Annotated in this window: 22 protein-coding genes; 7 read left to right on the top strand and 15 right to left on the bottom strand. The window is 59.3% G+C overall.

Annotated elements, in window-relative coordinates:
* Positions 1–11: 11 nt before the first annotated feature.
* The 4 genes from NZ453_RS10440 to NZ453_RS10425 all read left to right on the top strand — a co-directional run bounded on the left by NZ453_RS10440 (position 12) and on the right by NZ453_RS10425 (position 4067).
* Positions 12–896: an N-acetylneuraminate lyase gene (locus tag NZ453_RS10440; protein WP_263770495.1), complete on the top strand. Its 885-nt coding sequence runs from the start codon at positions 12–14 to the stop codon at positions 894–896.
* 114 nt (positions 897–1010) lie between these two features.
* Positions 1011–1973 (top strand): Bug family tripartite tricarboxylate transporter substrate binding protein, encoded by a 963-nt coding sequence (locus NZ453_RS10435; RefSeq protein ID WP_263770494.1) that lies wholly within the window; start codon positions 1011–1013, stop codon positions 1971–1973.
* 73 nt (positions 1974–2046) lie between these two features.
* Positions 2047–2553 (top strand): tripartite tricarboxylate transporter TctB family protein, encoded by a 507-nt coding sequence (locus tag NZ453_RS10430; RefSeq protein ID WP_263770493.1) that lies wholly within the window; start codon positions 2047–2049, stop codon positions 2551–2553.
* Positions 2554–2561: 8 nt separating this feature from the next.
* Positions 2562–4067, top strand: a complete 1506-nt coding sequence (locus tag NZ453_RS10425; protein ID WP_263770492.1) for a tripartite tricarboxylate transporter permease — start codon at positions 2562–2564, stop codon at positions 4065–4067.
* 60 nt (positions 4068–4127) lie between these two features.
* Here NZ453_RS10425 and putA read toward each other — a convergent pair whose 3' ends face one another.
* Positions 4128–8003 (bottom strand): bifunctional proline dehydrogenase/L-glutamate gamma-semialdehyde dehydrogenase PutA, encoded by a 3876-nt coding sequence (gene putA / locus NZ453_RS10420; RefSeq protein ID WP_263770491.1) that lies wholly within the window; start codon positions 8001–8003, stop codon positions 4128–4130.
* A 351-nt stretch (positions 8004–8354) separates the two neighbouring features.
* Here putA and NZ453_RS10415 point away from each other — a divergent pair, with 351 nt between their 5' ends.
* Positions 8355–9407, top strand: coding sequence for a sugar ABC transporter substrate-binding protein (locus NZ453_RS10415; protein ID WP_263770490.1), 1053 nt, complete (start codon positions 8355–8357; stop codon positions 9405–9407).
* Between the two features lie 107 nt (positions 9408–9514).
* Here NZ453_RS10415 and NZ453_RS10410 read toward each other — a convergent pair whose 3' ends face one another.
* The 7 genes from NZ453_RS10410 to NZ453_RS10380 all read right to left on the bottom strand — a co-directional run bounded on the left by NZ453_RS10410 (position 9515) and on the right by NZ453_RS10380 (position 16161).
* A complete protein-coding gene (locus NZ453_RS10410) occupies positions 9515–10792 on the bottom strand; it encodes a TRAP transporter large permease (RefSeq protein ID WP_263770489.1) in 1278 nt (425 codons plus the stop codon).
* Positions 10793–10811: 19 nt separating this feature from the next.
* Positions 10812–11318, bottom strand: a complete 507-nt coding sequence (locus tag NZ453_RS10405) for a TRAP transporter small permease (RefSeq protein WP_263770488.1) — start codon at positions 11316–11318, stop codon at positions 10812–10814.
* Positions 11319–11483: 165 nt separating this feature from the next.
* A complete protein-coding gene (locus NZ453_RS10400) occupies positions 11484–12434 on the bottom strand; it encodes a transketolase family protein (protein ID WP_263770530.1) in 951 nt (316 codons plus the stop codon).
* Positions 12434–13279: a transketolase gene (locus NZ453_RS10395; RefSeq protein WP_263770487.1), complete on the bottom strand. Its 846-nt coding sequence runs from the start codon at positions 13277–13279 to the stop codon at positions 12434–12436. Before NZ453_RS10395 ends, NZ453_RS10400 begins: the two co-directional genes overlap by 1 nt.
* A gap of 49 nt (positions 13280–13328) precedes the next feature.
* Positions 13329–13991, bottom strand: coding sequence for an aspartate/glutamate racemase family protein (locus NZ453_RS10390; protein ID WP_263770486.1), 663 nt, complete (start codon positions 13989–13991; stop codon positions 13329–13331).
* Between the two features lie 35 nt (positions 13992–14026).
* Complete coding sequence (locus tag NZ453_RS10385) at positions 14027–15025, bottom strand: zinc-dependent alcohol dehydrogenase (protein WP_263770529.1); 999 nt, start codon at positions 15023–15025, stop codon at positions 14027–14029.
* Between the two features lie 110 nt (positions 15026–15135).
* On the bottom strand, positions 15136–16161 hold the full coding sequence (locus NZ453_RS10380) for a TRAP transporter substrate-binding protein (protein WP_263770485.1): 1026 nt from the start codon (positions 16159–16161) through the stop codon (positions 15136–15138).
* Positions 16162–16385: 224 nt separating this feature from the next.
* On the opposite strand from NZ453_RS10380, the gene NZ453_RS10375 reads away from it, so the two are divergent.
* Positions 16386–17330, top strand: a complete 945-nt coding sequence (locus NZ453_RS10375; RefSeq protein ID WP_263770484.1) for a LysR family transcriptional regulator — start codon at positions 16386–16388, stop codon at positions 17328–17330.
* A gap of 106 nt (positions 17331–17436) precedes the next feature.
* Here the strand turns inward: NZ453_RS10375 and NZ453_RS10370 are convergent, their stop codons facing one another.
* The 5 genes from NZ453_RS10370 to NZ453_RS10350 form a co-directional block, all read right to left on the bottom strand.
* Positions 17437–18018 (bottom strand): lipocalin family protein, encoded by a 582-nt coding sequence (locus NZ453_RS10370; protein WP_338051155.1) that lies wholly within the window; start codon positions 18016–18018, stop codon positions 17437–17439.
* 196 nt (positions 18019–18214) lie between these two features.
* Complete coding sequence (locus NZ453_RS10365; protein ID WP_263770483.1) at positions 18215–19492, bottom strand: TRAP transporter large permease; 1278 nt, start codon at positions 19490–19492, stop codon at positions 18215–18217.
* Positions 19493–19511: 19 nt separating this feature from the next.
* Complete coding sequence (locus NZ453_RS10360; RefSeq protein WP_263770482.1) at positions 19512–20018, bottom strand: TRAP transporter small permease; 507 nt, start codon at positions 20016–20018, stop codon at positions 19512–19514.
* A 289-nt stretch (positions 20019–20307) separates the two neighbouring features.
* Positions 20308–21324, bottom strand: coding sequence for a TRAP transporter substrate-binding protein (locus tag NZ453_RS10355; RefSeq protein ID WP_263770480.1), 1017 nt, complete (start codon positions 21322–21324; stop codon positions 20308–20310).
* A gap of 47 nt (positions 21325–21371) precedes the next feature.
* Positions 21372–22343: an amidohydrolase family protein gene (locus NZ453_RS10350; protein ID WP_263770479.1), complete on the bottom strand. Its 972-nt coding sequence runs from the start codon at positions 22341–22343 to the stop codon at positions 21372–21374.
* Positions 22344–22457: 114 nt separating this feature from the next.
* Between NZ453_RS10350 and NZ453_RS10345 the strand changes: the two genes are divergently transcribed.
* The gene (locus NZ453_RS10345; RefSeq protein ID WP_263770478.1) at positions 22458–23423 is read left to right on the top strand and encodes a LysR family transcriptional regulator; all 966 of its coding nucleotides are present in this window, start codon (positions 22458–22460) and stop codon (positions 23421–23423) included.
* Positions 23424–23701: 278 nt separating this feature from the next.
* Here the strand turns inward: NZ453_RS10345 and NZ453_RS10340 are convergent, their stop codons facing one another.
* Positions 23702–24649 (bottom strand): sugar phosphate isomerase/epimerase family protein, encoded by a 948-nt coding sequence (locus NZ453_RS10340; protein WP_263770476.1) that lies wholly within the window; start codon positions 24647–24649, stop codon positions 23702–23704.
* Positions 24650–24682: 33 nt separating this feature from the next.
* The gene (gene denD / locus NZ453_RS10335; RefSeq protein WP_263770475.1) at positions 24683–25657 is read right to left on the bottom strand and encodes a D-erythronate dehydrogenase; all 975 of its coding nucleotides are present in this window, start codon (positions 25655–25657) and stop codon (positions 24683–24685) included.
* Positions 25658–25841 lie beyond the last annotated feature (184 nt).

The following is a 25841-nucleotide window of genomic DNA, read 5'->3' as shown; positions in this document are numbered from 1 at the left end:
GGGAGCGCGCGATGAAGAACCTGAACGGCATCTACCCTGCCCTGCCGACGCCGATGGCGCCCAACGGCGAGGTCAATTACAGCGTCCTGAAGACACTTGTCGATTTCGAAATCGATCAGGGTGTCGACGGCCTTTATGTCGGCGGCTCGACTGCCGAATCGTTCCTGCTCACCGAAGACGAACGTAAGTGCGTTGCCGAGACCGTACTCGACCACGCGGCCGGCCGCGTGAACGTCATCGTGCACACGGGAGCTGGCGGCACCGACGCGGCGCGGCGCCTGACACTGCACGCCAAGGCAAATGGCGCCGATGCGATATCGTCCGTGCCGCCGATCTACTTCAAATACACGACAGAGGAAGTCATCGCGTATTACCTCGATCTGATCGAGTCCTCCGATATGCCGCTCGTCGTCTACAACATCCCCGCATTTACGGGGATCAACATGACGCAGGGGCCGATCCGCGAATTGTTCAAGCACCCGCGGGTCGTTGCGCTCAAGCACACGAACACCAACATGTACGAACTGGAGCGCGTGCTGGCCCACAACCCCAAGTTGATCGCGCTCAACGGTTATGACGAAGCCTTCCTCTCCGGACTCTCCATGGGGGCCACGGGGATGATCGGCAGCACGGTGAACTTCATGGCAAGAAAGTTCATCATCCTCCGCGATGCGTTCCAGGCGGGCCGCAACGCCGAGGCTTTCCGCTTGCAGCGCGAAGCGAACGAGATCATCGAGACGATGGTCGAGGTTGGCGTCTTCAGCGCCGTCAAGTACGCGATGACCTTGCGCGGCGTCGACTGCGGCGCCTGCCGCGGACCGTTCAAGCCGCTTCAGGACAATGACAAGAAGCGCGTACGGGCGATTCTCGAAAAGAATCTGGGAGAAGCCCTGTGACGTTGCCGAGCGATGGAATGCCTGCGGCATGTGCCGCGTGTTTCCAGCGGAGTTCGAACCCCAGCGGGCAAACCCCCGCTCCGTAATTCAACCAGCCGATAGAGGAGTGTCGAAATGAAAAGAAAATTGTCGTTGTTGCCGGCCGGCCTGTTGGCCATCTCGGCCGCGTTCTCCGCTTTCACGACCACGGCGCAAGCCGCGGACAAGTACCCAAGCAAACCGATTCAGCTTATCGTGCCTTACGCCGCCGGCGGCGGCACAGACGCTGTCGGACGCGTGCTTGCCGAATCAATGAAGAACATCCTGAAGCAGGACGTCGTCGTGGTGAACAAGACGGGCGGCGCCGGCGCCGTGGGCATGAACGAAGGCCTGCGCGCCAAGCCGGACGGCTACACGATCACGATGGTCACGCGTGAAGTGGCCATCCTGCCGATGCTCGGTCAGGCCCCCTTCAAGACGCTCGACTTCAAATACGTCGGCAACGTCAACGTCGATCCGGAAGTGGTCGTGGTTTCGTCCGAGTCGTCGTACAAGACGATCGAAGATCTGATCTCCGCGATGAAGGCCAACCCGGGCAAGCTGAAGTTCGCTGCCGCCTCGGCCCCGAATTTCTACGGCGTGCAATTCTCCATCGAGGCTGGCGTCAATTTCGTTACCGTGCCCTTCCAGGGTGCCGCGCCGGCAATGACGGAAATCCTCGGCGGGCGTTCCGATTTCGGCATCTACAACCCGGGTGAGATCAAGGCCCAGGTGGAAGCCGGGAAGCTGCGCCCGCTCGCCGTGATGGCCGAGAAGCGCGTCGAAGGACTGAAGGACGTACCGACCTTCAAGGAGCGCGGTCTCAGCATCTTCTGCGGCACCTATCGCGGCATCGCCGTACCGCCGCAGACGTCGGACGAGGTGACCAAGGTGTTGGAGAACGCCGTCGCGCAGGCGGTCAAGGATCCCAAGTTCGTGGAGTTCATGAACAAGTCGTTCCTCGGCATCGAGTACAAGAACCCCGCCGATTTCAAGGCGATGGTCGAAGCCGACATGAAAGTTCTGCAGCCTGTCGTCGAAAGCATCAACAAGAAATAAAAGGCAAGTCCCCGGGCAAGCGGCCGACAGTGGCTCAAACCGCCGCCTGCCCGGCGGAAGCGGAAACAGGGAAATGCGCGGCGCCGCGCGGGCGCCGCTTCTCGGAGGTTTAGCGTTGATCAAGAATGCCGGTGTCTGGGCGGGGGTATGTCTGCTGGCCTATTCAGGCGTGCTGTTCCAGCAGTCCCTGACGCTCAATTATTCGAATCCCATGGGCCCCGGCCCGGGATTCCTGCCGCTCTGGCTGAGCGGAATTCTGTTTGTCGTTTCTCTTTGCTACATCTGGGATTCGGCCAAGAGTGCGGCGCAGGACGAGAGCGTGAAGCTCGCCGATCTGTGGCCGCCCGCCCATGCACGCGCTGACATCTTCCTGATGCTCGGCGGGCTGTGCATCTTCGCTCTGGTCGTCGAGACGGTTGGATTCGTCGTCGCGGCGACTCAGCTCATCTTTCTCATGACCATGCGCAAATTCAAATGGTATTTCGCATTGGCGTCGTCGGTGTTGGTGGCCGTGTTGCTTCTCGTGGCCTTCCAGACCCTGCTGGGCGTATCACTGCCCGTTAACGATTTTGGCTGGTAGGAGGTAGCGTGGATTCGATCATGCCGTTGCTCGACGGCTTCAACACGGCGATGATGGGGTGGAACCTGTTCTATTGCCTGCTCGGCGTCACCATCGGAATGCTTGTCGGCATTCTGCCCGGCCTCGGCCCGACGACCGGCATCGCTCTTCTCCTCCCGATCACGTTTTCGATGGACGCCATCCCGGCGATCATCATGCTTTCCGGCATCTACTACGGTGCGATGTACGGGGGCACAGTCACCTCGGTGTTGATCAACACACCCGGTGAAGCGGCCTCCGTGACGACCTGCTTCGACGGGTATCCGATGGCACGTCAAGGCCGGGCCGGTACGGCGCTGGGAGTGGCCGGGATCGGCTCGTTCATCGGCGGGACGATTTCGATGTTCGGCATCGTCTTCATCGGCCCGCCGCTCGCCGAAATGGCTCTGGGTTTCGGTCCTCCGGAGTTCTTCGCGCTGATGGTCGTCGGCCTCGTCATGGTTGTCGGCCTGATGGGCAAGTCACTGCTGCGCGGCCTCATCTCGATGCTCATCGGCCTGAGCTTGTCGCTGGTCGGCATGGACCCGCTCACCGGTAACCTGCGTTTCACGTTCGGCGAGCCGAACCTTGTCGAAGGCCTCGACTTCGTCGTCATCTCGATGGGGCTGTTCGGCATCTCGGAAGTCATGATCGGGATGGAACAGGCCATGCACCTCGGTGCACTGCCCAAGGTCGGCAAGCTGCTCCCCGAGCGCGAAGAATGGCTGCCGACGCTGAAGGCGATCGGTCGCGGCACGGGCCTCGGCTTCCTGATCGGCCTGATCCCCGGTTCCAACTCGGTCATCCCGGCGATCCTGTCGTACTCGATCGAGAAAAAGCTCGCCAAGGATCCGTCGCGTTTCGGCAAAGGCGCCATCGAAGGCGTCGCGGGGCCGGAGACGGCGAACAACTCGTACTGCGGTGGCGCATTGATTCCGCTGTTTACGATCGGCATCCCGAGTTCGCCGACGATCGCCATCCTCTTCGGCGCGTTCATCATGCACGGCCTGACGCCCGGACCGATGCTCTTCCAGAACAACGCCAACTTCGTGTGGGCCGTGATTGCCAGCATGTTCATCGGCAACGTCATGCTCCTGATCATGAACCTGCCGCTCGCCCGCATCTGGGGCAAGGTGGCCATGATCCCGCCGGCGTTCATGTATCCCGGCATCGTCATTGTGTCGGTGGTCGGCGCTTACTGCACCGGCAACCGTATTTGGGATATCTGGGTGATGATCGTGTTCGGCGTCATCGGCTACATCATGAAGAAGATCGACATCCCGATGGCCCCCATCGTGCTCACGTTCGTGCTCGGCAAGATGATCGAGAACTCGCTCGTGCAGTCGTTGATCTACTTCTACGGCAGCCCGCTCGGCTTCCTCGGTCGCCCGCTCGCCTGCGGCCTGCTGGTGGTAGCGCTCGTCATTTTCGTTGCCGGCGCCATAGCCGGTATCCGCAACAAGCGCGGCTTGCTCGCCGACGACATCGACGCCTAGAGTCGCACCTGCGACTCGGTACGGTTCCGGCTGTCCGCCCCCCGGGGCCCGAACCGTACCTCAGGCGCCGAGCATCATCAGGCTCGTGTTGCCTCCCGACGCCGTCGTGTTCACGCTCACCACGCGCTCGACCATCATCCGGTAAAGGGGGTACAGGCCGGTTGCCGGTCCCGGCGTGTAAACAGGGCGCAACGGCCCTTCCTCCGCCGCGAACCGCATTCGCCAAGCTGCCTCCGCCGTGGCGTCTGCACACAGGACGCCGGCCAGGCCAGCGGCTTCTTCCACTGTACGAACCATGATCCGCGAAGCGATGTCACGCGGCAGGATGTTCGCCAGTATCGACCTTGCCACCGAGTTGTCGGGGACGGCTACTTCGTTGCCCGTGGCGAAAGCGGCCGCCAGGGCGTTCAATAACCTCCCCGCGTCGCTCGCCTCGCACAGCAAACGCCCGCGCGGCGCGAAGGTCAGCGTGTTGCGTTCCCCCGTCGGCCCGGGCAAGTCGACACGCGCACCGAAGGGCGTTAGCTCGGCATAGGCCGTGCAATAGCGAACAAGATCGCGCCGTCCGCTCGAGAATGCCCACTTCGTCAGACGCGAGAACAACGTGTCGCCGTGCAGCGGGTCCGCTTCGCGTACGGCGCCGTAATCGGCCGGCAGGACGTTCTCGCTGCCGAGCAAACGGTGTACGTAAAGCGGGCCGCCCGCCTTGGGGCCGGTTCCCGACAGCCCTTCGCCACCGAAGGGCTGAACGCCGACAACCGCGCCGATCATGTTGCGATTGACATAGACGTTCCCGACGTGTACCCGGCTCGAAATACGTCGCACGGTTTCGTCGATGCGGCTGTGAATGCCGAGCGTGAGGCCGTATCCCGTGGCATTGATCGCGTCGATCAGTTCGTCGAGTCGTCCGGCGTCGAAGCGCAGCACATGGACTATCGGCCCGAACACTTCCTGCTCAAGTTCGGCGAGCGAATCGATCTCGATCAGCGTCGGCGGAACGAAACAGCCCGCGCCGCAAGCATCGGGCAAATCGACCTCATAAATTCTTTTTCCGCGATGGCGCATTGTCTCCACGTGAGCAAGCAGCGCGGCGCGCGCCGCCGCGTCGATCACGGGCCCCACATCGGTATCCAACCGAGCCGGATCGCCAACGGCCAACTCGCGCATCGCCGCACGCAACATCGTCAAAGTCCGCTCGGCGATGTCGTTCTGCAGGCAGAGCACGCGCAGCGCCGAACAGCGCTGACCCGCGCTGTCGAAGCCCGAGGCCAGCACGTCGGCCACGACCTGCTCGGGGAGCGCCGTGGAGTCCACGATCATTGCGTTCTGCCCGCCGGTTTCGGCAATGAGGCAACTGCCAGGCCGGGTCGCCAACGTTCGCTCGATACCTCGCGCCACTTCCGTAGAACCGGTGAACAGGACACCGCTGACCCGCTCGTCGGCAATCAGCGGTGCCCCCACACTCGCCCCGCTGCCAGGAAGAAACTGAAGCGCCGCGTCGGGAATTCCGGCTTCGCGCAGACGTTCAACGGCGAAGCTGGCAACGAGTGGTGTCTGTCCGGCCGGTTTGGCAATGACGGTACGGCCGGCCGCCAATGCGCCGGCAATCTGCGCGACGAAAATCGCCAAGGGGAAATTCCACGGGCTGACGCATACCACCGGCCCCGGGGCCGGTTCTCCGCTGGGCAGGCGGCCGCGCTCGGGGTAGGCGAGCAACGGCGAACCGTGAGTTTCGGTGAGAAGCTCATCGAACACGGTACGCGCCGCGTTGCGCGGAAGCGGGGCCTCGTGCCGCGCGAAGCCGCTTCCGGCAGGACGGCGAACACCTTCCTGCGGATGTCGTCCCACTCCCTCGCCGGAACCCGCCCATGTCGACCCCGGTCGGTCGCCGCTTTCGATCAATTGCTCGGCGTAATAACGGCAGGCGTCAACCGCTTCGCGCACTTCAGCGATTGCATTGCTCCAGGTCTTGCCGGCTTCTCGAATGCACAGGCTGATCAGGGTGTCGCGTTCGCGCTCGAACAAATCGGCTGCCCGGCGTAACGCCGCCGCGCGCTCCGCAACCGGGGTGCGCCACCAGGTGTCGGCGAATTCGACCGCCCGGGTTACGGCCATATCGGCCTGTTCGGGTGTCGCTGCAAAAACCCGGCCGACGGTATCGTCCCGGTCTGCCGGATTGACGATGGGTTGACTGACCCGACAACTGCCGGCAGCCAAGCCGGCTTGGCCCGGTTCCGTGCCGAAGGCGTTCATCCCAGCGACGAGCGGTTCGGCGATCCAGCGTTGCGCGGCCAGGCCCATCAGCGCCGCCCCGAGTCGGTCGATGGTCGGATCGTCCGAAAGGTCGACGCCCTCCGAATTCAATCGCCGTGGGCCATACAGTTGCCCAGGTAACAGAATCGCCGGGTGCGGCCCCTCGCCTTCCCGTCGCATCGTATCGAGGGGATCCTCGACCAGTCGGTCGAGCGGAATTGAGGCGTCGGCCAATTGGCGGACGAACGCATTGTTGGCACCGTTCTCCAGCAGGCGACGGACGAGGTACGGCAAAAGAGTGTCGTGGGTACCTACCGGCGCATAGATCCGACAAGCCTTTCCGAGCTTTTCCTTGCCGACAATTTCGTCGTAAAGGGTCTCGCCCATGCCATGCAGACATTGGAACTCGTAATCCTCAACCCGGGCCGCACGCGCCATATGCGCAAGTGCAGCGACAGCATAGGCATTGTGCGTGGCAAATTGCGGATAGACCGCTTCCGCGGCGTGCAACAGTCGCTGCGCGCAAGCGAGATAAACGACATCCGTGTGCACTTTGCGAGTAAAGACAGGAAAGTCACTCAGCCCGTCGGCCTGGGCTCGCTTGATCTCGCTATCCCAGTAAGCCCCCTTGACCAGCCGGACCATGAGCCGTGTCTTCCGGCGCCGCGCAAGATCGATCAACCAATCGACGACGAACGGGGCACGCTTCTGGTAGGCCTGGACGACAAAGCCAAGGCCGTCCCAACCGGACAGTGACTTTTCCTCGGCAAGCGCGGCAAAAAGATCAAGCGAGAGTTCAAGACGATCGGCCTCTTCAGCGTCAATGGATATCCCGACGTCGTGTTCCCGGGCGAGCCGGGCAAGCCCGACCAGCCTTGGCAGCAACTCGGCCATTACGCGGTCGTGCTGACGGTGGGTGTAGCGCGGGTGCAACGCGGAGAGCTTGACCGAAATGCCAGGCCCCAGCTTTACCCCGCGGCCGCGGCTCGCGCGCCCGACGGTTTCGATCGCTTTCGCGTAGTCCCGCTCATAACGCTCTGCCTCTTCGGCGGTCATCGCCGCTTCGCCGAGCACATCGAACGAGTAGCGGTACCCACGCGCTTCCGCTGATGCGGCACGCACCAGCGCGGCTTCTATCGTCGGCGCCATCACATATTGCTGCGCCAATCGCCGCGCAGCGAACTCGACGCCGACTCGTACCGCCGGTTCGCCGCCGCGGGCGAGAATGCCGCCAAGCGTGCTGCCGAGAACACCGCGTTCGCCGTCGCGGTCGTCCGCGGTCAGCAACTTGCTGCCGAGCATCAGCCCCCAAGTCGCGGCGTTCACGAAGAGCGAGGGATTGCCGAGGTGTGATTTCCAGTCGGCGTACCCGATCTTGTCGCGGATGAGCCGATCGGCCGTTGGCGCGTCCGGAACGCGCAGGAGAGCCTCGGCAAGACACATCAGTGCCACCCCTTCCCGCGTATCGGGCGAGAATTCGTGCATCAAGCGGTCAGCGCCCCCGGCCCTCGCTCGCCGACGGCGCACACTTTCGATCAGCGTTAAGGCCAAGGTACGCGCCTCGCCCCGGTCATACTCGGCCGCCATGGCCTCGCGCCCGATGTCCTCCATGCAGGCCGCTTCATCGCGGCGATACGCGGCCCGTATCGCCTTTCGCAGTTCCGCCGTGATCGCCGCTGTCATTGTCGTCTCCTTGCTCTCGCACTCAGCCATGCGCCGCGATGAGTATCGCTTCGCATGGACTTCTCCCCCTTCACCCATAAGGTAGACCAAACTCGCGCAAGAAAATTGCGCGTACCGCTTGGAGACGCATCCGGGTTGCTCCCATTAGCCGATCGTTCTCTTCTCGCCTCCGGAACGGGTGCGAGATCGAGGGGGAATTAGTTTTTTCCCGTTCGATCACCCATCGATATAATCGATCCGAGGGAGCATCAATCTGCCAAACGTCATGCGTCTTGGCACATAAAACAAGAAACGGCCTACTTGCGCCGGGCGCCCACCGCTTTTTCGCTGATAACAATGGAGGGGAACAACATGTTCAATGCAGTATCGCGCCTAGACTTGGCTCGCATTTGCGCCGTACCGATCCTGGCCGTTTTCCTGGCCTTGCCGCACGGTATGGCGCTATCCGAGGAGCGGATCGTCTTCATCTCCCACGCACCCGACGCCGACTCGTGGTGGAACACGATCCGCAACTCGATCAAACAGGCGGCGGAGGACTACGGTGTCCGCGTCGAGTTCCGCAATCCAAAGGACGGCAGCATCGAGGAAATGGCAAAGATCATCGACGCCGCGGCCGAATCGAAACCGGACGGCATCATCTCGACGATCGGTGACTACAAGGTACTCAAGGACCCGCTGACGCGCGTCACGCAGAAATACAAGATTCCGCTCATCACCTACAACTCCGGCACGTACGAACAGAGCGAGTCGGTCGGCGCCCTGCTGCATATCGGCCAGCCTGAATTCGAGGCTGGTGTTCTTGCGGGACAAAGGGCCGCTCAGGAGGGTGTGAAGTCGTTCGTGTGCCTCAACCACTATTCCAACAACCCGGCCTCGCATGAGCGCTGCCAGGGTTTTGCCAAGGGACTGGGACTATCGAAGGCGAACGAACTGACGCTACCGACCGACGACAAGGGCATCGAGGCGGCAATCTCGGCTTACCTTAGTACCCACGGCAACTCCGCGGACGCGCTGCTCGCCCTCGGCCCGCAGCCGGCACATGCGACGCTCGCCGCGTTGAAGAGCGTCAAGCTCGAGAAAAAGCCATACATCGTGACTTTCGATCTTTCGAACGCCATCACGAGCGCAGTGAAAGCGGGACAAATAGCCTTTGCAATCGACCAGCAGCCCTACCTTCAGGGCTACCTCTCTGTAGCGATGATGGCCATCACCCTGCGCAACAAGAACCTTGATCTCTCGATCAACAAGCTCGCCCTATACACCAACATGAAGCTGCACAAGCGGATGTCCGACTACGACATCGAGTTGCGCTCCTTCGGCAAACGCCACATCGATTCCGGGCCGGGATACGTTACGCGCGCAAACGCCGCCAAGGTAGAGATGTACAGCGGCTCGTACCGCTGAGGCGTACGGAGAAGCATAAGATGACATAAGCGGCTGCTCAAAAAACGGCCGACATCCGGATGGGGTTTCCCGTCGTCGGCCGAAGTCTAATTACGCGCGCTACGGCGTTACATCAGCCACTTCATGGGAACGGTAACGAGTGCGGGGAAGAGCACGAGGATGAACATGAGGACGGTTTCAGCAAGCAGGAAGGGCCAAACCCCCGTGATCACCTTGTCGAGCGATTCTTTCGATACTCCCGCGACAACGTTGAGTACCGTACCCACAGGCGGGGTGAGCAAGCCAATGGCATTGTTCATGATGAACAAGACGCCAAAGTAGTACGGATCAATCCCTGCCTGCTTGACCACCGGCACCAGTATAGGGCCCAGAATAAGCACCGTCGGCATCAGATCCAGCGCCGTGCCGACGATGATGACCAGGACCGTGATCACGAGCATCAGCACGATCGGGCTGTCCATGAACGGTTTGAGCAGGGCCACGGTCTGTGCCGGAATGTCGGCAATCGTAATCAGCCAGGCGGAAACCATCGCGCAGGCAACCAGGAACATGATGGTGCTCGAGGTCTTGAGCGCAGCGAGCATAAGGCTCGGCACTTGGCGGTAGTCCAGTTCGCGATACACAAACAGGCCGGTAAACAGTGAGTAGAAAACGGCGACGACGGCCGCCTCCGTCGGGGTGAATACGCCGGCTTTCATGCCGCCGATGATAACGAAGGGCAGTACCAGCGCCCAGACGCCATTGCGCAACGCCGTAAGAAAACGGCGAAGATCGAAGGCGTGCTGTCGGCCTCCCGGTTCTTTCTTGGCGACGAGCCACCAGGTGGTGGAGAGAGTCAGCGCCATCAGGATTCCGGGAAAGATGCCGGCCATGAACAGCTTAGTGATCGAAAGTTGGGTGGTTACTCCGAAGACAACGAGCGGGATCGACGGCGGAACGACGGGGGCGATGCAACCGGCCGAGGCGATCAGGCCAGCCGACCGTGGGACGTTGTACCCTGCGTTGCGCATCATCGGGATAAGGAGTGCGGCCACAGCCGCGGTATCCGCGACGGCAGAACCCGAGATGCTAGCGACCACGGCCGCCGTAATGATCGCGACGTAGCCCAACCCACCCCGGACATGTCCAACGAGAGCGTCGGCCACTTCGACAATCCGCCTTGATAGCCCCCCCGCGTTCATCAGTTCGCCCGTAAGCATGAAGAAGGGAACCGCCATCAACGGGTAGTTGTTGGCTCCTTCGAGCAGGTTCTGGGCAATGATCTGGGTATCGAAGTTGTTCATCTGGAGCATCAGCGCAACGCCGCAGATGAGAAGCGAGAAGGCGATGGGCGCTCCGAGCGCCATGGCTCCGAGCAATGAAAAGAGGAAGGTGGCAATGGTCATTTCTATTCCTTCCGCTGACCTATTCGCCGACGCTGCCGCTAAAGGGGACAAGTTCGTCGGCCTTCATGCGCCGGGTCACAAGACGCCACAGGCCGTATCCGAGGACAAACGACATGCCGACACTGGAAATCAACAGGGCGGACTGAACGATCCCCATCGGAATGCCGGTCACCGGGGCGTGGTCGTCCATGCCGATGATCATCTGCTTCCAGGTGCCGTGTGCCAGCAGAAGGCAGCAGATCAGGGTCATCAGGTCCGCCAGGAACCGGCATATCCGTTGCCCGGCCTCGCCAAAGTGGCTCACCACGCTGCTCATGCCCAGGTGGCCATGATCCTTCATGACCATCAGTGCTCCGATCAACGTCAGCCACATGAACATGAAACGCGCCACTTCCTCCGAAAACACAATCCCGGAGTTGAATCCGTACCGCAACACCACGTTCCCAAACACCAGTATCGCCATCACCCCAAACATCCCCACCAAGATCCATTCCACGAAATGGATCAGACGGTTCAACGCTCCCATGTGACGCTCCTTTTATGAGTACTGACCGTGTTTCGATTGAAAACCGCCAAATCGACCGAGACCGCCCTGCAATCCTGAAGACGCAAAGTCCTTTTCCCGGCATCGCTCCCGTGAGCGTTATCGAGTTCCTCCGCCTTTGCTCCGATTGTCCAAAATGCTGATCTTCTAGTGGCGTATGGCCCGTTTGGCTATCGCCCCGCAAGCCGCTTCAGCAATGTGTCGCTCCGTCAAGCCGTAACGCTCAAGCAATTCATCGTAGCCATACGCCGAAGTGCCGAATTGGTCATCAATCGCTACCTGGGCGAAAGGCAGGTGAACCTCGCCGATGATCAGGCCAGCAATCGCGCAGCCGAGACCTCCGATGCGATTTGCCTCTTCAGCAGTGACAATCGCTTTCTTCCCGAGCGTGTATTTGAGGATTTCTTCCTTCCTGAGCGGCTTCAACGAACTCACGTTCACCACCTCGGCCGAAATTCCTGCGGCCTCGAGAAGGTCCGCAGCGAGCATCGATTTCCAAACCATGGAGCCGGTGGCAAAGATCACCACATCCGATCCTTTACGGATTCGGTACATGCGACCAATCTCATAGTCGGTATCCGCAGCCGTGTAAACCGGAAGTTCGTTTCTGTTGATCCGGATATACACCGGGCCTTTGTGCGACAACATCGCGCGAACCATCTTGCGCGTTTCAACGGCATCGCAAGGATTAAGGACGGTCATGTTGGGAATCGAACACATGATATTTGCATCTTCGACCGACTGGTGTGTCTTGCCATCCCCAAAATCCGAAAGGCCGCAGCTTGAACCGCAGATGCGCACGTTTGCCTCTGGTATTGCGATGGCACAACGGATCTGGTCGTAGGCACGCCCCGCCGCGAATACAGCAAAGGTGCTGTAAAAGGGCACTTTCCCGGCGAGCGCCATGCCGGCCGCCGTCGATGCCATGTTCTGCTCCGCAATGCCCATCTCGAAATAGCGTTCCGGATAGGCATCCTTGAAGAGACAGGACATTGTCGACTTGCCAAGGTCAGCTTCGAGCACGACGATATCCGTGTTGGCTCGTCCTTCTTCGACGAGCGCCTCGCCATACGCTAGCCGCAGGCTTTTTGTCTCCATCACGCCACCTCTTCTCTCATGTCAGTGGCCAGAGCGATTTCGTGCATCGCTTGCGCGAATCGAGCATCGTCAAAGACCCCGTTGTGATATGTCGCTGTATTTTCGGCGAACGACACCCCCTTCCCTTTGATCGTCTCGAGGATTATCAGAGCTGGCTTGCCCTTGATGGACCTTGCCTTGTCGATGTTCTCCGCAATGCTGGTAACGTCGTGCCCGCGCGCGTTAAGCACTTCCCAGCCAAACGAGTTCCATTTCTGCACCAGATCGGGAATACGGAAGACTTCATCCGTGTGCCCGGTTGCTTGAATCCGGTTCAGATCGATGAAAGCCGTAAGGTTATCCACCTCGAAGTTGCTGGCAGCCATGGCTGCCTCCCAAAGTTGGCCCTCTGATTGCTCTCCATCGCCCATGATCACGAAGACGTGCGCCGGGCGCTTTTCAAGACGAAGCGCCAACGCCATGCCAACGCCAATCGAGAGCCCCTGGCCAAGAGACCCGGTGACCGCCTCGATGCCTGGGATCGTCAGGTCAGGGTGCCCTTGGAGCAAGCCATCCAGGCTCTTTACCCGCTTCAACTCTTCACGAGGGAAATACCCCAGCTCGCACAGCGCAGCGTACTGGATCAGCACAGCATGCCCCTTCGAGAGAACCAACCTGTCACGCGCCGGGTTGCATGGCTCACGCGCATCTACCCTCATGGCATGAAAATAGAGCACCGCCATGGTTTCCGCGAGTGAGCTGGAGCCCCCCCAATGCCCGGCTTTTCCGATCCCGATCATTTCCAGTACGTTGCGGCGAAGCTGTTGAGCCGTAGCCTGCAGGTGCCTGATTTTTTGGTCGTCCATTCAGTCATTCTCGCTTGTGTACAAACCGATGCCCGCGCTCGGGCGTGCATCACCGGCAGGGAAACAGAATCTCGCGTACCTTCTCGACGCCGAGGCGCGGACTGGTCAGCACAGGAACCGCCATCTCCGAAAGGTAAGGCTCCAAGGTGACCATACTGCCCTGCGCCAGAACGATGACGTCATTCTCTTTCTCGGCCGCCCTGAGATAATCGAGAACGAGCCGATCGTGTTTCTCGCGGTTCTTTTCCTTCATCAAGACGTCCAAGGCGCCATCAGCCAGATAGGTTTTGACAGAAATCGTCTTGCCCACTCTCTGCGCCGCCTGCGTGAGCGCCGCCGATGTCGGTTTGAGCGTCGCCGCCGCGGTAGCTGCAACGCCGATTCGCGAGCCGATGGTGACGGCTTTCTCTGCCATGCCGTCATCGACCATCACGATCGGAATCTGGGTCATTTTCCGCGCACATTCGATGCCTTCACGAGTCGAAGAGCACTGGCTGAATATCACGTCAGCGCCCGCGGCCTCGGCAGCGACACAATACTGGGCGATGCGCTGGATGATTGAGGGCGTAATTCCCCGGTTCCGGTTCAACGTGTCGAGGAGATCTTCGTCGACGAGATTCGAGACCTCGGCCTCGGGTATCACTTCTCGAAACAAACGATTGAAGGTATCGAATGACACCATGCTAGTTTGTAGTAAAACGACTTTTTTCATTACCGTACTCTTCGTTGATGTGAAGTGAGGAACCCTTAGTTCTCAAGGAAGACTTTCAGCATCTTTCCTTCTTTGTTCTCTTCCTGATCCTTAAAGGCACGAACGCCTTCGCTGAGCGGATAGACGTTGGTCATGAGAGGCGCGATATCTATTTTTTTCGCCTCCAGAAGCTTCAGGCTTTCGACAAAACCCTGGAAGTCATAAACATAGTTACCTTTGATCGTCAGCTCGGTGGTCACTATCTTCTGCATATTTACCTCGACCATCTTCTGAGCGTTCCCGATCCAGATCACCGTACCGCCAATACGAAGGCAATCGAGAGAATTGCTTGCGGTCTGGGCTATTCCTACGGCTTCGATCGCGAAGTCGCACATTGCGCCATGGGTGATTGTCTTGACCGTATCGAGGAAATCCACATTACGTGGATTGATCGTATGATCCGCCCCCATCTTCCTCGCCACGCCGAGGCGAAAATCGGCTGCATCGGAGACGATGATGTTCTTCGCACCTCTGAGTTTGAGCAGAGCGACAACAAGCAAACCGATGGTGCCGGCACCAATGACCATGCAGAACGACGACTCGGCGATCTCGTTATCCGATACTTTTTGCACCGAACGGTAGGCCACGGCCAGGGGTTCGGTCATCGCGGCCTCGTTGAACGATAGCGTCGGGCCGAACGGAATCAGGTACTTCTCTTCGACATTGACGAACTCCGCCATGCTGCCGTCTTGATCCATGACGCCCATGCAGACGCCGGCGGGGCAGACGTTCACCATGCCTTTTTTGCAAAAAAAACATTCCCCGCAGAAAGGCTTTGGGAAGATGACGACTCGCTCCCCTCGACGAAGCTTGCCGCCGCCGGGAACAGAATCGATAACGCCGGAAGCTTCGTGGCCCATGATCATCGGCGGCAATCGACGCCCCGTCTTGCCCAGATAACCTTCGAAGTCTGAACCGCAGATACCGTTCGAGCGTACCTTTACCCGATACTTGTTGGCCTGTGCGGGCGGCTCAGGCACATCCCTGAGTTCCATTGCCTTCTCGCCGACGTAGTAGAGCGCTTTCAAATTCATTCTCCTTGCCCAATGAAGCGTTTCGCACCGGCAGGCGTAAAGCCAGAGCATTACCCTGCCCGTTCGATTGATCAGTTGCCGTTCTTGCGCACTGCCGCGATTTCCTGCTGTGCCTGGGCAACGATGTCCTTACCGATTTCCTGTATGAACTTATCGACAACCGGTTTCGTCCGCTCACGCATCCTGGCCATTTCGGCGTCGGATACGGCGGTGACCGTCATGCCTTTGGCCTTGAGGTCTTGAAGAAGGTCTGCGGATAGGGTCCGGATCAGCTTGCGTTGATAATCCCGGGCCTCATTGCAACCCGTCCGCATGTTGTCGCGCTCCTTGGAGTCCATCTTTTCCCACAACGCCTTACTGATGAGCACGACATAAGGGGCGTAGGCGTGGTTTGTCAGGCTGAGGTATTTCTGAACCTCGTGCATCTTGTTGGCGTGGATGTTCGCGATCGGGTTCTCTTGCGCATCCATCGCTTTGGTCTCGAGCGCCGAATAGAGCTCAGGCATGGGCATCGGGATAGCGTTCGCACCCATCGCCTTGAACGTATCGAGATAGACCGGGTTTTGCATCACGCGCACCTTGAGTCCCACCATGTCATCCATGGTCGCCACGGGCCGCTTGCTGTTGGTCAGTTGCCTGAATCCATTTTCCCAGTAGCACAGGCCAATCATTCCTTTCGATTGAGCAAGATCGAGCATGTGCTGCCCAAGTTTCCCGTCGAGAACCGTGTCGGTCTCTTTTTCTGTCTGGAAAAGGAAAGGAAGATCGAACAGCATGAACTCCTTGATGATGGTGGCGACTGGCGCGGACGACACGATCGTCAGATCTTGAACACCGCCGCGCACGGCGGCTATTTGCTGCGTCTCAGACCCAAGCTGGCAGGCTGGATAAAGCTTCACTTTCGTCTTGCCCCCACTCAACTTGTCCATGATCTGGGAGAACTTGATCGAGCCTTGCCCGAGTGGGTGTTCCTCGGCGATGCAGATGCCGAGACGCAGGCTCCGTTCGGGAGCAGTCTGCGCAAGAAGCGATGGAGCCTGAAGCATTGCCGCGACAGCGGCGACAAGAGTAGCGATGGTGCGAAAACCGTAAGTCATGTCTTGCCTCCCAAGAATAGTAGGTCGGTGATGCGAAGAAGCCGGTACGGCAACAACCGCAATCGCGGCGTTGCACGCCGTCGTTGTTTTTGTGGGAGGAAGATTAAGGAGACGTAAAATACAAAACAAATGAATAAATAGTAATTTCCGATACCATTTTTCGTATCGATCTTCTGCTCATCAAACGAGAGCGGAAGGAAATTCTTTCAGGAGGGGAATGGAGGATGAACGAGAACGATGCCGCACGTCGTGTGCGTACAAGGCTTAAGACCAGGCACTTGTTTCTTCTGATCGCACTCGATGAAACGCGCAACATGCATCAAGCCGCAGCAGAAACAAACATGACCCAGCCCGGTGCTTCGAAGATGCTCAAGGACATCGAAGACCTGATGGGGGTCATGCTCTTCGAACGCCTTCCACGTGGTATCCGGCCCACGGCCTACGGAGAGACATTAATTCGTCATGTTCGCATGGCATTGGCGCACCTCGCGCACGGCCAGGAATCGATCGCAACGTTGCAGTCGGGACTCTCGGGTTACGTCAGCATTGGGGCAATCGTGGCCCCTGCCCTGACCCTGATACCGAGAGCAATTGCACGCGCCAAGGAGGAAGCGCCGAACCTGTGTATCGGCGTTGAAGTAAGTACCAGCAATGACCTGGTCGTGAAATTGAAGCAGGAGCGTCACGACTTCTTGATCGCACGGATCTTGGAACAAGAAGATGAACCTAACCTCCTCTACGAAGACATGAGTGAGGAAGTCGTGTGTGTTGTTGGCCGCAGGAAGCATCCGCTGTCTGGCCGAAAAGACCTGACATTGAGAGACCTCTCAAATGCCACATGGATTCTTTCGGCGCGCGGAAGCATTCTGCGCAACCGCTTTGACATGTTGTTTCGTCGCGCCGACCTCGATATGCCGTCGAACGTTGTCGAAACCACCGCGATGTCAGTGACGATGAGTTTGTTGTCACAGACGAACTACTTGCACGTAATGCCGCAGGAAGTGGCGCGCTATTACGTAAAAACCGGCGAATTGACCATCTTGCCGATCGACATTCCATGCCGAATGGAGCGTTTCGGTATCATCACCTCCCGTGATCAGCTTCTGTCGGAGGGCGCCAATTTGGTACTGAGGCACGTCCGCTCGGTAGCGGCAGATCTCTACTCTTGAGCAAAGGTGTCAGGTATCGGTGCAGCTCGCCTTCGGTCGCTCCGGCACTCATTATGTACAGTGTTATCTTTCATTAGCGATCGCGTGGCGGGAGCGGAATCCGACCTCACTCGCCATTGATGTGCAACGTCGTTTCCAGACGCTCGGGATCAAAACCCCTGCCCTTCAACCGCTTCAGCAAGCTCGCGTACGCCACTTGGTCCACCTCCGGCGTGCGCGCTAGTATCCACAGGTATTCTCGCTTGGGCTCGCTCACCGCCACCAACCGGTAGTCGGCATCGAGATCGATGACCCAGTAATCACCCCAAACAGCCGGGAGAAACGACAGCCACGCCGGCGCGAATCGTACTTCGAGTCGCGCCGACTCCTTTCCGCCAACCTGCCGCGCGACACCCTCCGCGATGTCCGGCTCGCCACTCGCAGTGCGGCATCGGTTCAGCACCTTGACCCGCCCGTCAGCCAACAGCGAATACTCGGCACGCGTATCGCTCGCACATTTCTTCTGGAAACGGTTCGGATACTTCGCGATCTCGTACCACCTTCCCATGTAACGCGGCACATCGAGCGATGCAATCGGAACAAGCGGAGGATGAACCGGTGTCCGGCCATCATCCCCGGCACGTGCCATGGTGGCCGCGCCTGAAGCGATGACAATTGCGCAACAAGCGGCAAGATATGTATAACGCATGTTTTCTTTCCAGTGGACCATGCAATAGACCGATGGCTCATCGCTCAGTTTCATTACGTTCGCTTTCCGCCCTGCCGACCCACTGATGGTACGGTAGAACCCGATCCTCAACGGACAAGGAAGCAAAAAGAAGCCGGCGGACGGGAGGAGCGCCCGTCGGCCGGCCGAGTTGGCAGGGTCGGAAACTTTTAGCTACTTACATCAACCACTTCATCGGAACCGTCACCAGCGAAGGGAAGAAAACGAGAACGAACATCAAGGCGGTCTCCGCGAGCAGGAAAGGCCACACTCCACCGATCACCTTGTCAAGACTTTCTTTCGAGACACCGGCAACAACATTGAGGACTGTGCCCACCGGCGGCGTAAGCAGTCCGATCGCATTGTTCATCATGAACATCACGCCGAAATAGTACGGGTCGATTCCCGCCTGCTTGACGACCGGAACGAGGATCGGCCCGAGAATCAGTACCGTCGGCATTAGATCAAGCGCGGTGCCGACAATGACGATCAACACCATGATCACGAACATCAGCAGAATCGGGCTGCCCATGAAGGGTTCGAGTATGGCAATCGCTTGCGCCGGAATGTTGGCGATCGTTATCAACCAAGCTGAGACCATCGCACAAGCCACCAGGAACATGATCGTGCTTGACGTCTTCAGCGCAGCCAGCATGAGTCCGGGAACCTTGCGGTAGTCGAGTTCGCGATAGACGAAAAGCCCGGTCAGCAGCGAGTAGAAGACGGCAACGACCGCCGCTTCCGTCGGCGTAAAAACGCCGGCTTTCATGCCGCCGATGATGACGAACGGCAGCACGAGCGCCCACACTCCGTTGCGTAGCGAAACCAGGACACGGCCGAAATCGAACGCATGCTGGCTTCCGCCCGGCTCTTTTTTGGCCACGATCCGCCACGTGACGGCGAGCGTCAACGCCATCAGCAGGCCCGGGAATATCCCCGTGATAAAGAGCTTGGTGATCGACAGCTGCGTCGTCACCCCGAAGACGACCAACGGAATCGAAGGCGGAATCACGGGCGCGATGCAGCCGGCGGAGGCGATCAACCCCGCTGAACGCGGCACGTTGTAGCCCGCATTGCGCATCATCGGGATAAGCAAAGCCGCCACGGCCGCTGTGTCCGCAACCGCCGAGCCGGAGATGCTGGCGACGACGGCCGCCGTGATGATCGCGACGTAACCGAGCCCGCCCCGTACGTGGCCGACGAGCGCGTCGGCGACTTCCACGATGCGCCGCGAGAGGCCGCCGGCGTTCATCAACTCGCCGGTGAGCATGAAGAAAGGAACCGCCATCAGCGGATAGTTGTTGGCGCCTTCGAGCAGATTCTGCGCGATGATCTGCGTATCGAAGTTGTCCATCTGGATCATCAGCGCCACGCCGCAGATGAGCAGCGCAAAAGCGATCGGTGCCCCAAGCGCCATGGCACCGAGCAGCGCGACGAGGAAGGTGGCGATAGTCATTGTTGTTCCCTCTTCCCGTTCATTCGCCGACGCTGCCGCTGTAGGGGACGAGTTCTTCGCGCGGCATACGTCCGGTAATCTGCCGCCACAGCGAATAGGCAAGAACCAGTGACATGCCGACGCTAGAGATGAGCAGGCACAGCTGGATATATCCCATGGGTATGCCAGTCACGGGAGCCCGATCGTCGAGACCGATGATCACCTGGCGCCACGTCCCGTGCACCAACAGCAGGCAACAGGCCAAAGTCATGGAATCGGCGAGGAAGCGCGAGATGCGTTGTCCCCGTTCGCCCAACCGGGCGACGACGCTGCTCATACCGAGGTGGCCGTGATCCTTCATCACGATCAGCGCCCCGATCAGCGTGAGCCACATGAACATGAAGCGGGAAACTTCCTCGGAAAACACAATCCCCGAGTTGAACCCGTAACGCAGAACGACGTTACCGAACACCAGGACGGCCATGATGCCGAACATGACAACGAGCACGACCTCGACGCCCTTGACCAGCTTGTCGAGAATCTTCATCGCCGTTCTCCACCGGAATACGGCGCAAACGCCGCGTACCCACCTTCCCCGTTAGTCGCTCGGCCCGTCGCGGCCATGCCCGCTGATGCCGCCTGCTCAACCATCCCTTGCCTCCGATTCATGTTGTTTCGACGTCCGTGCTTCAAGCTTCGGGCAGCAACATCAAATGCGGCCAGCCGCCACATCAATGTGTTTTTCATCATTTGCCCTCTCCGGAGACGCAACGTTCTTTTGCACAGCATCGATGGCCGGCGTGGCCGCCGCGATTCCGCCCGCCGGCCAACAAGGCTTACTTCGGTGCCTTGGCAATGGCGGCGAAGAATTCCTTGGCTGTTTCCTCGCCTACCGCGGCCTGGTGTTTGGCAATCACGGGCTGCAATTTTTCCCGCATGCGCTGCCGCTCGGCATCGGACACGTCGTTGATCTGCATTCCGGCTTTCGCCAACTCCTCGCGTGCCTTGGCATTAAGCTCACGGCTCGTCTGGCGTTGGTATAGCGTGGCTTCGCGTGCGGCCTCCTGAATCAGTTTCTTGTCGGCTGCACTCAGTTTGTCCCAGAACTTCTTAGACGCGATCAGCACTTGAGCGTCATACGCATGCCCCGTCGTTGAGAGGTACTTCTGCACGTCGAAGAACTTCTGCGCCTGCACGACCGTGAAAGGGTTTTCCTGAGCGTCGACCGCCTTCGTTTCCAGTGCCGAATACAGTTCATTGACCGGCATCGGAATGGCGTTCGACCCCAACCCGGAAAAGAGGTCGATGTACAACGTGTTCTGCATCGTGCGCACTTTCAGCCCGGCCAGGTCTTCGGCCTTGACGATGGGACGCCGGCTGTTCGTGAAGTGGCGGAACCCGTTCTCCCAGTAGGCCAGTCCGACGAGATCCTTGTCGGCCAGCTTGGCCAGCATGCTCTGCCCGAACGGTCCGTCGAATACGGCGTCCGCCTGCTTCTCGCTAGCGAACGAGAAGGGAAGCCCAAAGACGCCGAACTCCTTCACCAGGTTGGCCAACGTCGCGGTCGACGGCGCTGTGAATTCCTGCGTGCCGCCGCGCAAGGCCGCCTGCATTTGTTGGTCGCTGCCTAGCTGCGCGCCGGAGTAGACGGTGATCTTGATGCGGCCATTGCTCTTTTTGTCGACGAGTTCGGCGAACTTTCTTGCACCCAACGTCTGCGGGTGGCTATCCGGCAGCGACGTGCCGAACTTGGCCTTGATTTCGTCAGCGGATGCCGCCGCCGTTCCGAGACAAAGTACAGCGACGGTGATGGCGAGCGCACCGCGCAGTGATAGTAGTTTCAACGCTTTCATTAAGTCCTCCTGACTTTGTTCGCTTGGTTGGGCTACGGCACATCGAATCAACGCAGACCATAAAGAGCGACCGCGTTATCACAGAACAACGCCAGACGTTGTTCGGGAATCAACTGGCGGGTCAGTTCCTTGAACCCGCTCCATAGACGATCCAGCTTCACGACAATTGCATCGACTGGATGGTTGCTGGCAAACAGGCAACGGGCAACGCCGAAGTCGGCGATCAACGCATCGACCACCGGCGCTTGCTGCTCGGGGGTCCAGGCTTCACCGCGTACGCCGATGCCGGATATCTTCACGTGCACATTGGGATACGACGTCAGGAGGGCCATTGCCTCTCTCCATCGCCGCAAGGTCTCTTCATCTCGCGTTCCCGGCAAGCCCGCGTGGTTGATGACAAGAGGCGTTTCCGGAAAATCGCGTGCCAGTTCGGCCGCCTCGGCCATATGCCACCAAGGGGCCTGGAGTTCGAACATCAGTCCGAAGCTCGCCAGTCTGGCATAGCCTTGGCGCCAGAGAGGGCAACGCATCGACCGGGGCGGCGCCCAATCCGGCCGGTAGTCCTCGCGCGCCGCGCAGGCGGGTTTGTGGCGGACGCTGCGTACGAACCCGCGAAATGGCTCCGAGGCGTAGAGCCGCATCAAGTCTTCGGCGTCATCACGATCGAGCCAGATTTGGGCGGCCATCGCGTGCGGTTTACCGCAGCGCGTAGCCAAAGACTTCATCCAGACGACCTCTCCGGCCGGATTCTGCGGCGTCCACTCCCCTTCCATCACCACATGGCGCAGCACCCGGTGAGGAGCACAGTTTGCGGCATAGTCGGCAGGCAGGAAATCCTTGCAGATCGCCTCATAGTCCCCGTAACGGAACGGTATCCGCGGCAATTCGGTAAGCCAGGGATGCGGATTGCGAAGATCCCAGAAGTGGTGGTGAGCATCGACGATCGGCAGCAACGCATCGTCCCCCGAAGCGAGGAACTCGTCACGGGCGTGTGCCAGGTCGGGCGAAACTTCGTTCATGGCGGAAATTATCCTTATCGCAAATTGATCCGCGCGGCGAAGCAAATCGTAACAACCGGATTGATTCCCGAATATTGAAACTATTTGATATATTGATATCCCGAGGTTATCAATATGCCTGCTCATTCCTCTCGCACCGAACAACTGCTGAATCGTCTGCGCATGCGCCAAGTGGCGCTGATGCTGGCCGTCGACGAATTCCGCACCCTGCACGCGGCGGCACAGCATTTGGGGATGAGCCAGCCGGCGGCAACCAAGATGCTGCATGAACTCGAGGATGCGCTGGGAGAACCGCTGTTCGATCGCATCGGCCGAGGACTGGTCTTGAACGCGGCCGGCCATGCGGTGATGAATACGTTTCGCGGCTTGCGTAACAGCATGGCCGCATTGGGTCGGGAGTTGCATGAACTGCGGCTCGGTAGCTCTGGCAAACTTCTCGTCGGCAGCATCACAGCGGCCGCGCCTACCTATCTCAGCGCCGCCATGTTGGCACTGAAGCAGGAGTACCCGTTGTTGTCGTTCGAGTTGAGCGTCGATACCAGTGACCGTCTGATCGAAATGCTGCGCGACGGGCGGCTTGATGTCGTCATCGGCCGCATGCCGGACCCGACCAGTCCGGCCAACCAGGATTGCGTGTTCACGCCGGTCGGCGAAGAGGCACTCTCCGTGGTGGTCGCCTGTGATCATCCACTGACCCCTGCCCCAAAAAGTCGACGACGTCTCGATTTTCGCGCATTGCTCGATTACCCCTGGGTTCTCCAATTGCGTGGAAGTCCGTTGCGCGAGATCATCGAGCAGGAGTTCCGCAGCCACCATGCCGCGGTGCCTCCCGGCCCCGTGGAAACCTCGTCGTTTCTCACGGCCACTGATCTCATTGCCCACAGCCGGATGATCGCCGTCATCCCGCGTTCGATGGCCGATCGTTTCGCACGCCACAATCTGCTGCGCATTCTTCCCTACGATTTCACGCATTCGCTGACGTCGTGGGGCACGCTCGTTCAGCGCGATCGGCATATCAATACGGTCATGCAACGCTTTCTTGATCTTATGCATGCCGGCACCAAGCACCAGGCGGAATAAGAGAAAGGCACACAAAAAAACGGCCGACGTTCGGGTGGGGTTCCCGTCGTCGGCCGAAGCTCGCTATGTTCCGGCGAAAACTAGCGTTTCATGGAGACGATAACGAGAGACGGAGACCGCTGAGGAGAGAAATCGATAGGCTGGCCAGTGCGCTGTACTACGCGTTGGAGAGCGCGCCGATGCGGAGCGGATTATGGAGGCAAAGGTCGAAAAGCCGCACGGTGGCGCCTTTTCTCCCCTTGCCTCGCCCCCCTTGGCGATCGGTACGCAGCGTATCCTTATCGGGGCAGAATGCTTTTTAGATATTCGCGGTTCATCGCGCACACGCTGAGGCCATCGCCGCCGTAGTGCTCGCAGAGGAATGCGCTCTTGAATCCGCACGCGATGGCTTTCTGGATCGCCACACGGTAATTGATGATGCCCAGTGCCAGCGATGTCGGATACGAGACGATCAGATTCTTCGCCGGGTCTTCGATACGCATGTAGTTCTTGACGTGCCAGTACTTGGCATACGGCACAACCTTCTCGATCATCGAGAGCCAATGCTCGACCGGGCGATGCAGACGCACCAAGTTACCGATATCCGCGTTGATGCCTACCGCCGGCACATCGACGTCATTGACGAAGCGAACCGCGCCGTCGGCCGTACCGATGTACGTGTCCTCGTACATTTCGAGCGAGACCTCGATGCCGTATTCCTCGGCGTGCTTGCCGAGCTCACGGATGCGTGTCACCGCCTTCTGATAGGTAGCGGGATCGTCAGGATTCTTTACACCGTCGGCCGTCCAGAACCACAGTTGCTTTTTCTGCTCGTCGGTAAGCCCACCGAAGAGGCCAAAGCAAACGGCCTTCGCACCAATTTCAGCTGCCGTGTCGATTACGCGGTGGCCGTACGTAAGATAGTCATCGCCGTGTACCGGATCGATCGGGCTGCGACGTGACGTTGAGATCGCCGGAATGGTGAGCCCAAGGCTCTTCACGAGGAACATGAATTCGCGCCGTCGGCTGGGCGAAAGATCCGCCACGCGGAGCCAGCTATCCGTCGGATCGAGTTCCGTAAAGCCGGCATCGACCACCTGTTGTAATGATTCGGCCCATTGATCGACCGACTGTTCCTGGACCAAGCTGCCGTCAGGCAGAATGCCGGGGAAGTTGATCATCGCCGCGGCGATCGGCCAGTTGTCTCGGTTGAGCTGCGTACAGCCTTTTGTTTGGTTATCTGACATAGGGTGCTTTCACATCTGTTTTACAAGAAACGATCAGACCTTGATGCGCTGATCGCTGATATATGCGCGGATGATCGACTCGACGTCCTTGTCTGCCGAGAAACCGAGTTGGTGCGCGCGGTCGTTACGGAAGCGTGCTGGCCACGAGAGCACGAGGGCTTCAATACGCGGATCGGGTTTGATCTGGATAAGGTCCGCAACCTTGTCGCCAGCAATCCGACGCAACGTGTCGATCATCTCTCCGACGGACGCCGTATTGCCCGGCAAATTGACGACACGTTTGACGCCCCACGTCGACGAGGGCAATTCGTAGGCGTGAATGAGCGCCTCAATCACCTTGCCCGGAGAGAGTAGCCAGATTCGTGCGTCGCGGCCCACCGGGCAGACTGACACCGCACCGTTCAACGGTTCGCGGATGATGCCACTGGCAAACGACGATGCCGCAAGATTGGGTTTGCCCGGGCGCACCGAAATGGTCGGCAAACGCAGGGAGCGTCCATCGATGTAACCTTTGCGCGAATAGTCGGTAACGAGGTATTCGCAGCACACCTTCTGCGCGCCATAGGAACCTTGCGGGTTCGGCGTCGTACTGTCATCGAGTACCTCGGGAAGCTCACCGCCAAACACGGCAACCGAGCTCGTAAAAACAAAACGTGGCGGCTTGGCCTGCTTGCGGCACGCGTCAAGCAGCCCGCGCGTGCCGTCGAGATTGACGCGCATGCCCAGATCGAAATCGGCTTCGGCCCCCCCACTGACGACGGACGCCAGATGGAAGACCGCGTTCGTGTCGCCGCCCAGCGTGGCTTCGACGCACGCCCTGTCGGTGAGGTCGCCCTTCACGCACTTCAAACGTGTGTCGGCATTCTCCGGAAACGCCATATCGAACAGAACGATTTGCGAGATTGCCTCTTGCTTGCCCTCAACGTCGACCAGCGTGCCCTTCTTGAGCAACGCTTGCGCCAAACGGTAACCCAGAAAACCGCCACCACCAGTGATCAGTACTTTCATGGTCTTTTCCGCCCTGTCTTTTGAGGTTAGCTATTCTGGTCCCGTGGGCCGGTCCCAGCTTTGATCCTGACGTTTCCGGGAGGCCTCGTTATTCAGCACCAGCCCTAGGCCGGCCTCCGCCGTACTTCCATCACGACGGAAGAAATCCTAGCAAGCGCTTTTGTTTACGTATATTTAAAGTATT

The sequence above is a fragment of the Propionivibrio soli genome (assembly GCF_025770765.1).
In the GTDB taxonomy this organism is placed as follows: Bacteria; Pseudomonadota; Gammaproteobacteria; order Burkholderiales; family Rhodocyclaceae; genus Propionivibrio; species Propionivibrio soli.
The sequence above is the reverse complement of the archived record's forward strand: the minus strand, read 5'-3'. Positions and strand labels throughout refer to the sequence as shown.

Bases quoted from the DNA above. Each gene is read 5' to 3' on its own strand.
- NZ453_RS10345 (WP_263770478.1), top strand. From the start codon at position 22,458: ATGCCTGCTCATTCCTCTCGCACCGAACAACTGCTGAATCGTCTGCGC.
- NZ453_RS10430 (WP_263770493.1), top strand. From the start codon at position 2,047: ATGCGCGGCGCCGCGCGGGCGCCGCTTCTCGGAGGTTTAGCGTTGATC.
- NZ453_RS10395 (WP_263770487.1), bottom strand. From the start codon at position 13,279: ATGGACGACCAAAAAATCAGGCACCTGCAGGCTACGGCTCAACAGCTT.
- NZ453_RS10400 (WP_263770530.1), bottom strand. From the start codon at position 12,434: ATGGAGACAAAAAGCCTGCGGCTAGCGTATGGCGAGGCGCTCGTCGAA.
- NZ453_RS10380 (WP_263770485.1), bottom strand. From the start codon at position 16,161: ATGACTTACGGTTTTCGCACCATCGCTACTCTTGTCGCCGCTGTCGCG.
- NZ453_RS10355 (WP_263770480.1), bottom strand. From the start codon at position 21,324: ATGAAAGCGTTGAAACTACTATCACTGCGCGGTGCGCTCGCCATCACC.
- NZ453_RS10435 (WP_263770494.1), top strand. From the start codon at position 1,011: ATGAAAAGAAAATTGTCGTTGTTGCCGGCCGGCCTGTTGGCCATCTCG.
- NZ453_RS10440 (WP_263770495.1), top strand. From the start codon at position 12: ATGAAGAACCTGAACGGCATCTACCCTGCCCTGCCGACGCCGATGGCG.
- NZ453_RS10415 (WP_263770490.1), top strand. From the start codon at position 8,355: ATGTTCAATGCAGTATCGCGCCTAGACTTGGCTCGCATTTGCGCCGTA.
- NZ453_RS10360 (WP_263770482.1), bottom strand. From the start codon at position 20,018: ATGAAGATTCTCGACAAGCTGGTCAAGGGCGTCGAGGTCGTGCTCGTT.
- denD (WP_263770475.1), bottom strand. From the start codon at position 25,657: ATGAAAGTACTGATCACTGGTGGTGGCGGTTTTCTGGGTTACCGTTTG.
- NZ453_RS10340 (WP_263770476.1), bottom strand. From the start codon at position 24,649: ATGTCAGATAACCAAACAAAAGGCTGTACGCAGCTCAACCGAGACAAC.
- NZ453_RS10410 (WP_263770489.1), bottom strand. From the start codon at position 10,792: ATGACCATTGCCACCTTCCTCTTTTCATTGCTCGGAGCCATGGCGCTC.
- NZ453_RS10365 (WP_263770483.1), bottom strand. From the start codon at position 19,492: ATGACTATCGCCACCTTCCTCGTCGCGCTGCTCGGTGCCATGGCGCTT.
- NZ453_RS10375 (WP_263770484.1), top strand. From the start codon at position 16,386: ATGAACGAGAACGATGCCGCACGTCGTGTGCGTACAAGGCTTAAGACC.
- NZ453_RS10350 (WP_263770479.1), bottom strand. From the start codon at position 22,343: ATGAACGAAGTTTCGCCCGACCTGGCACACGCCCGTGACGAGTTCCTC.
- putA (WP_263770491.1), bottom strand. From the start codon at position 8,003: ATGACAGCGGCGATCACGGCGGAACTGCGAAAGGCGATACGGGCCGCG.
- NZ453_RS10390 (WP_263770486.1), bottom strand. From the start codon at position 13,991: ATGAAAAAAGTCGTTTTACTACAAACTAGCATGGTGTCATTCGATACC.
- NZ453_RS10405 (WP_263770488.1), bottom strand. From the start codon at position 11,318: ATGGGAGCGTTGAACCGTCTGATCCATTTCGTGGAATGGATCTTGGTG.
- NZ453_RS10370 (WP_338051155.1), bottom strand. From the start codon at position 18,018: ATGCGTTATACATATCTTGCCGCTTGTTGCGCAATTGTCATCGCTTCA.
- NZ453_RS10385 (WP_263770529.1), bottom strand. From the start codon at position 15,025: ATGGAACTCAGGGATGTGCCTGAGCCGCCCGCACAGGCCAACAAGTAT.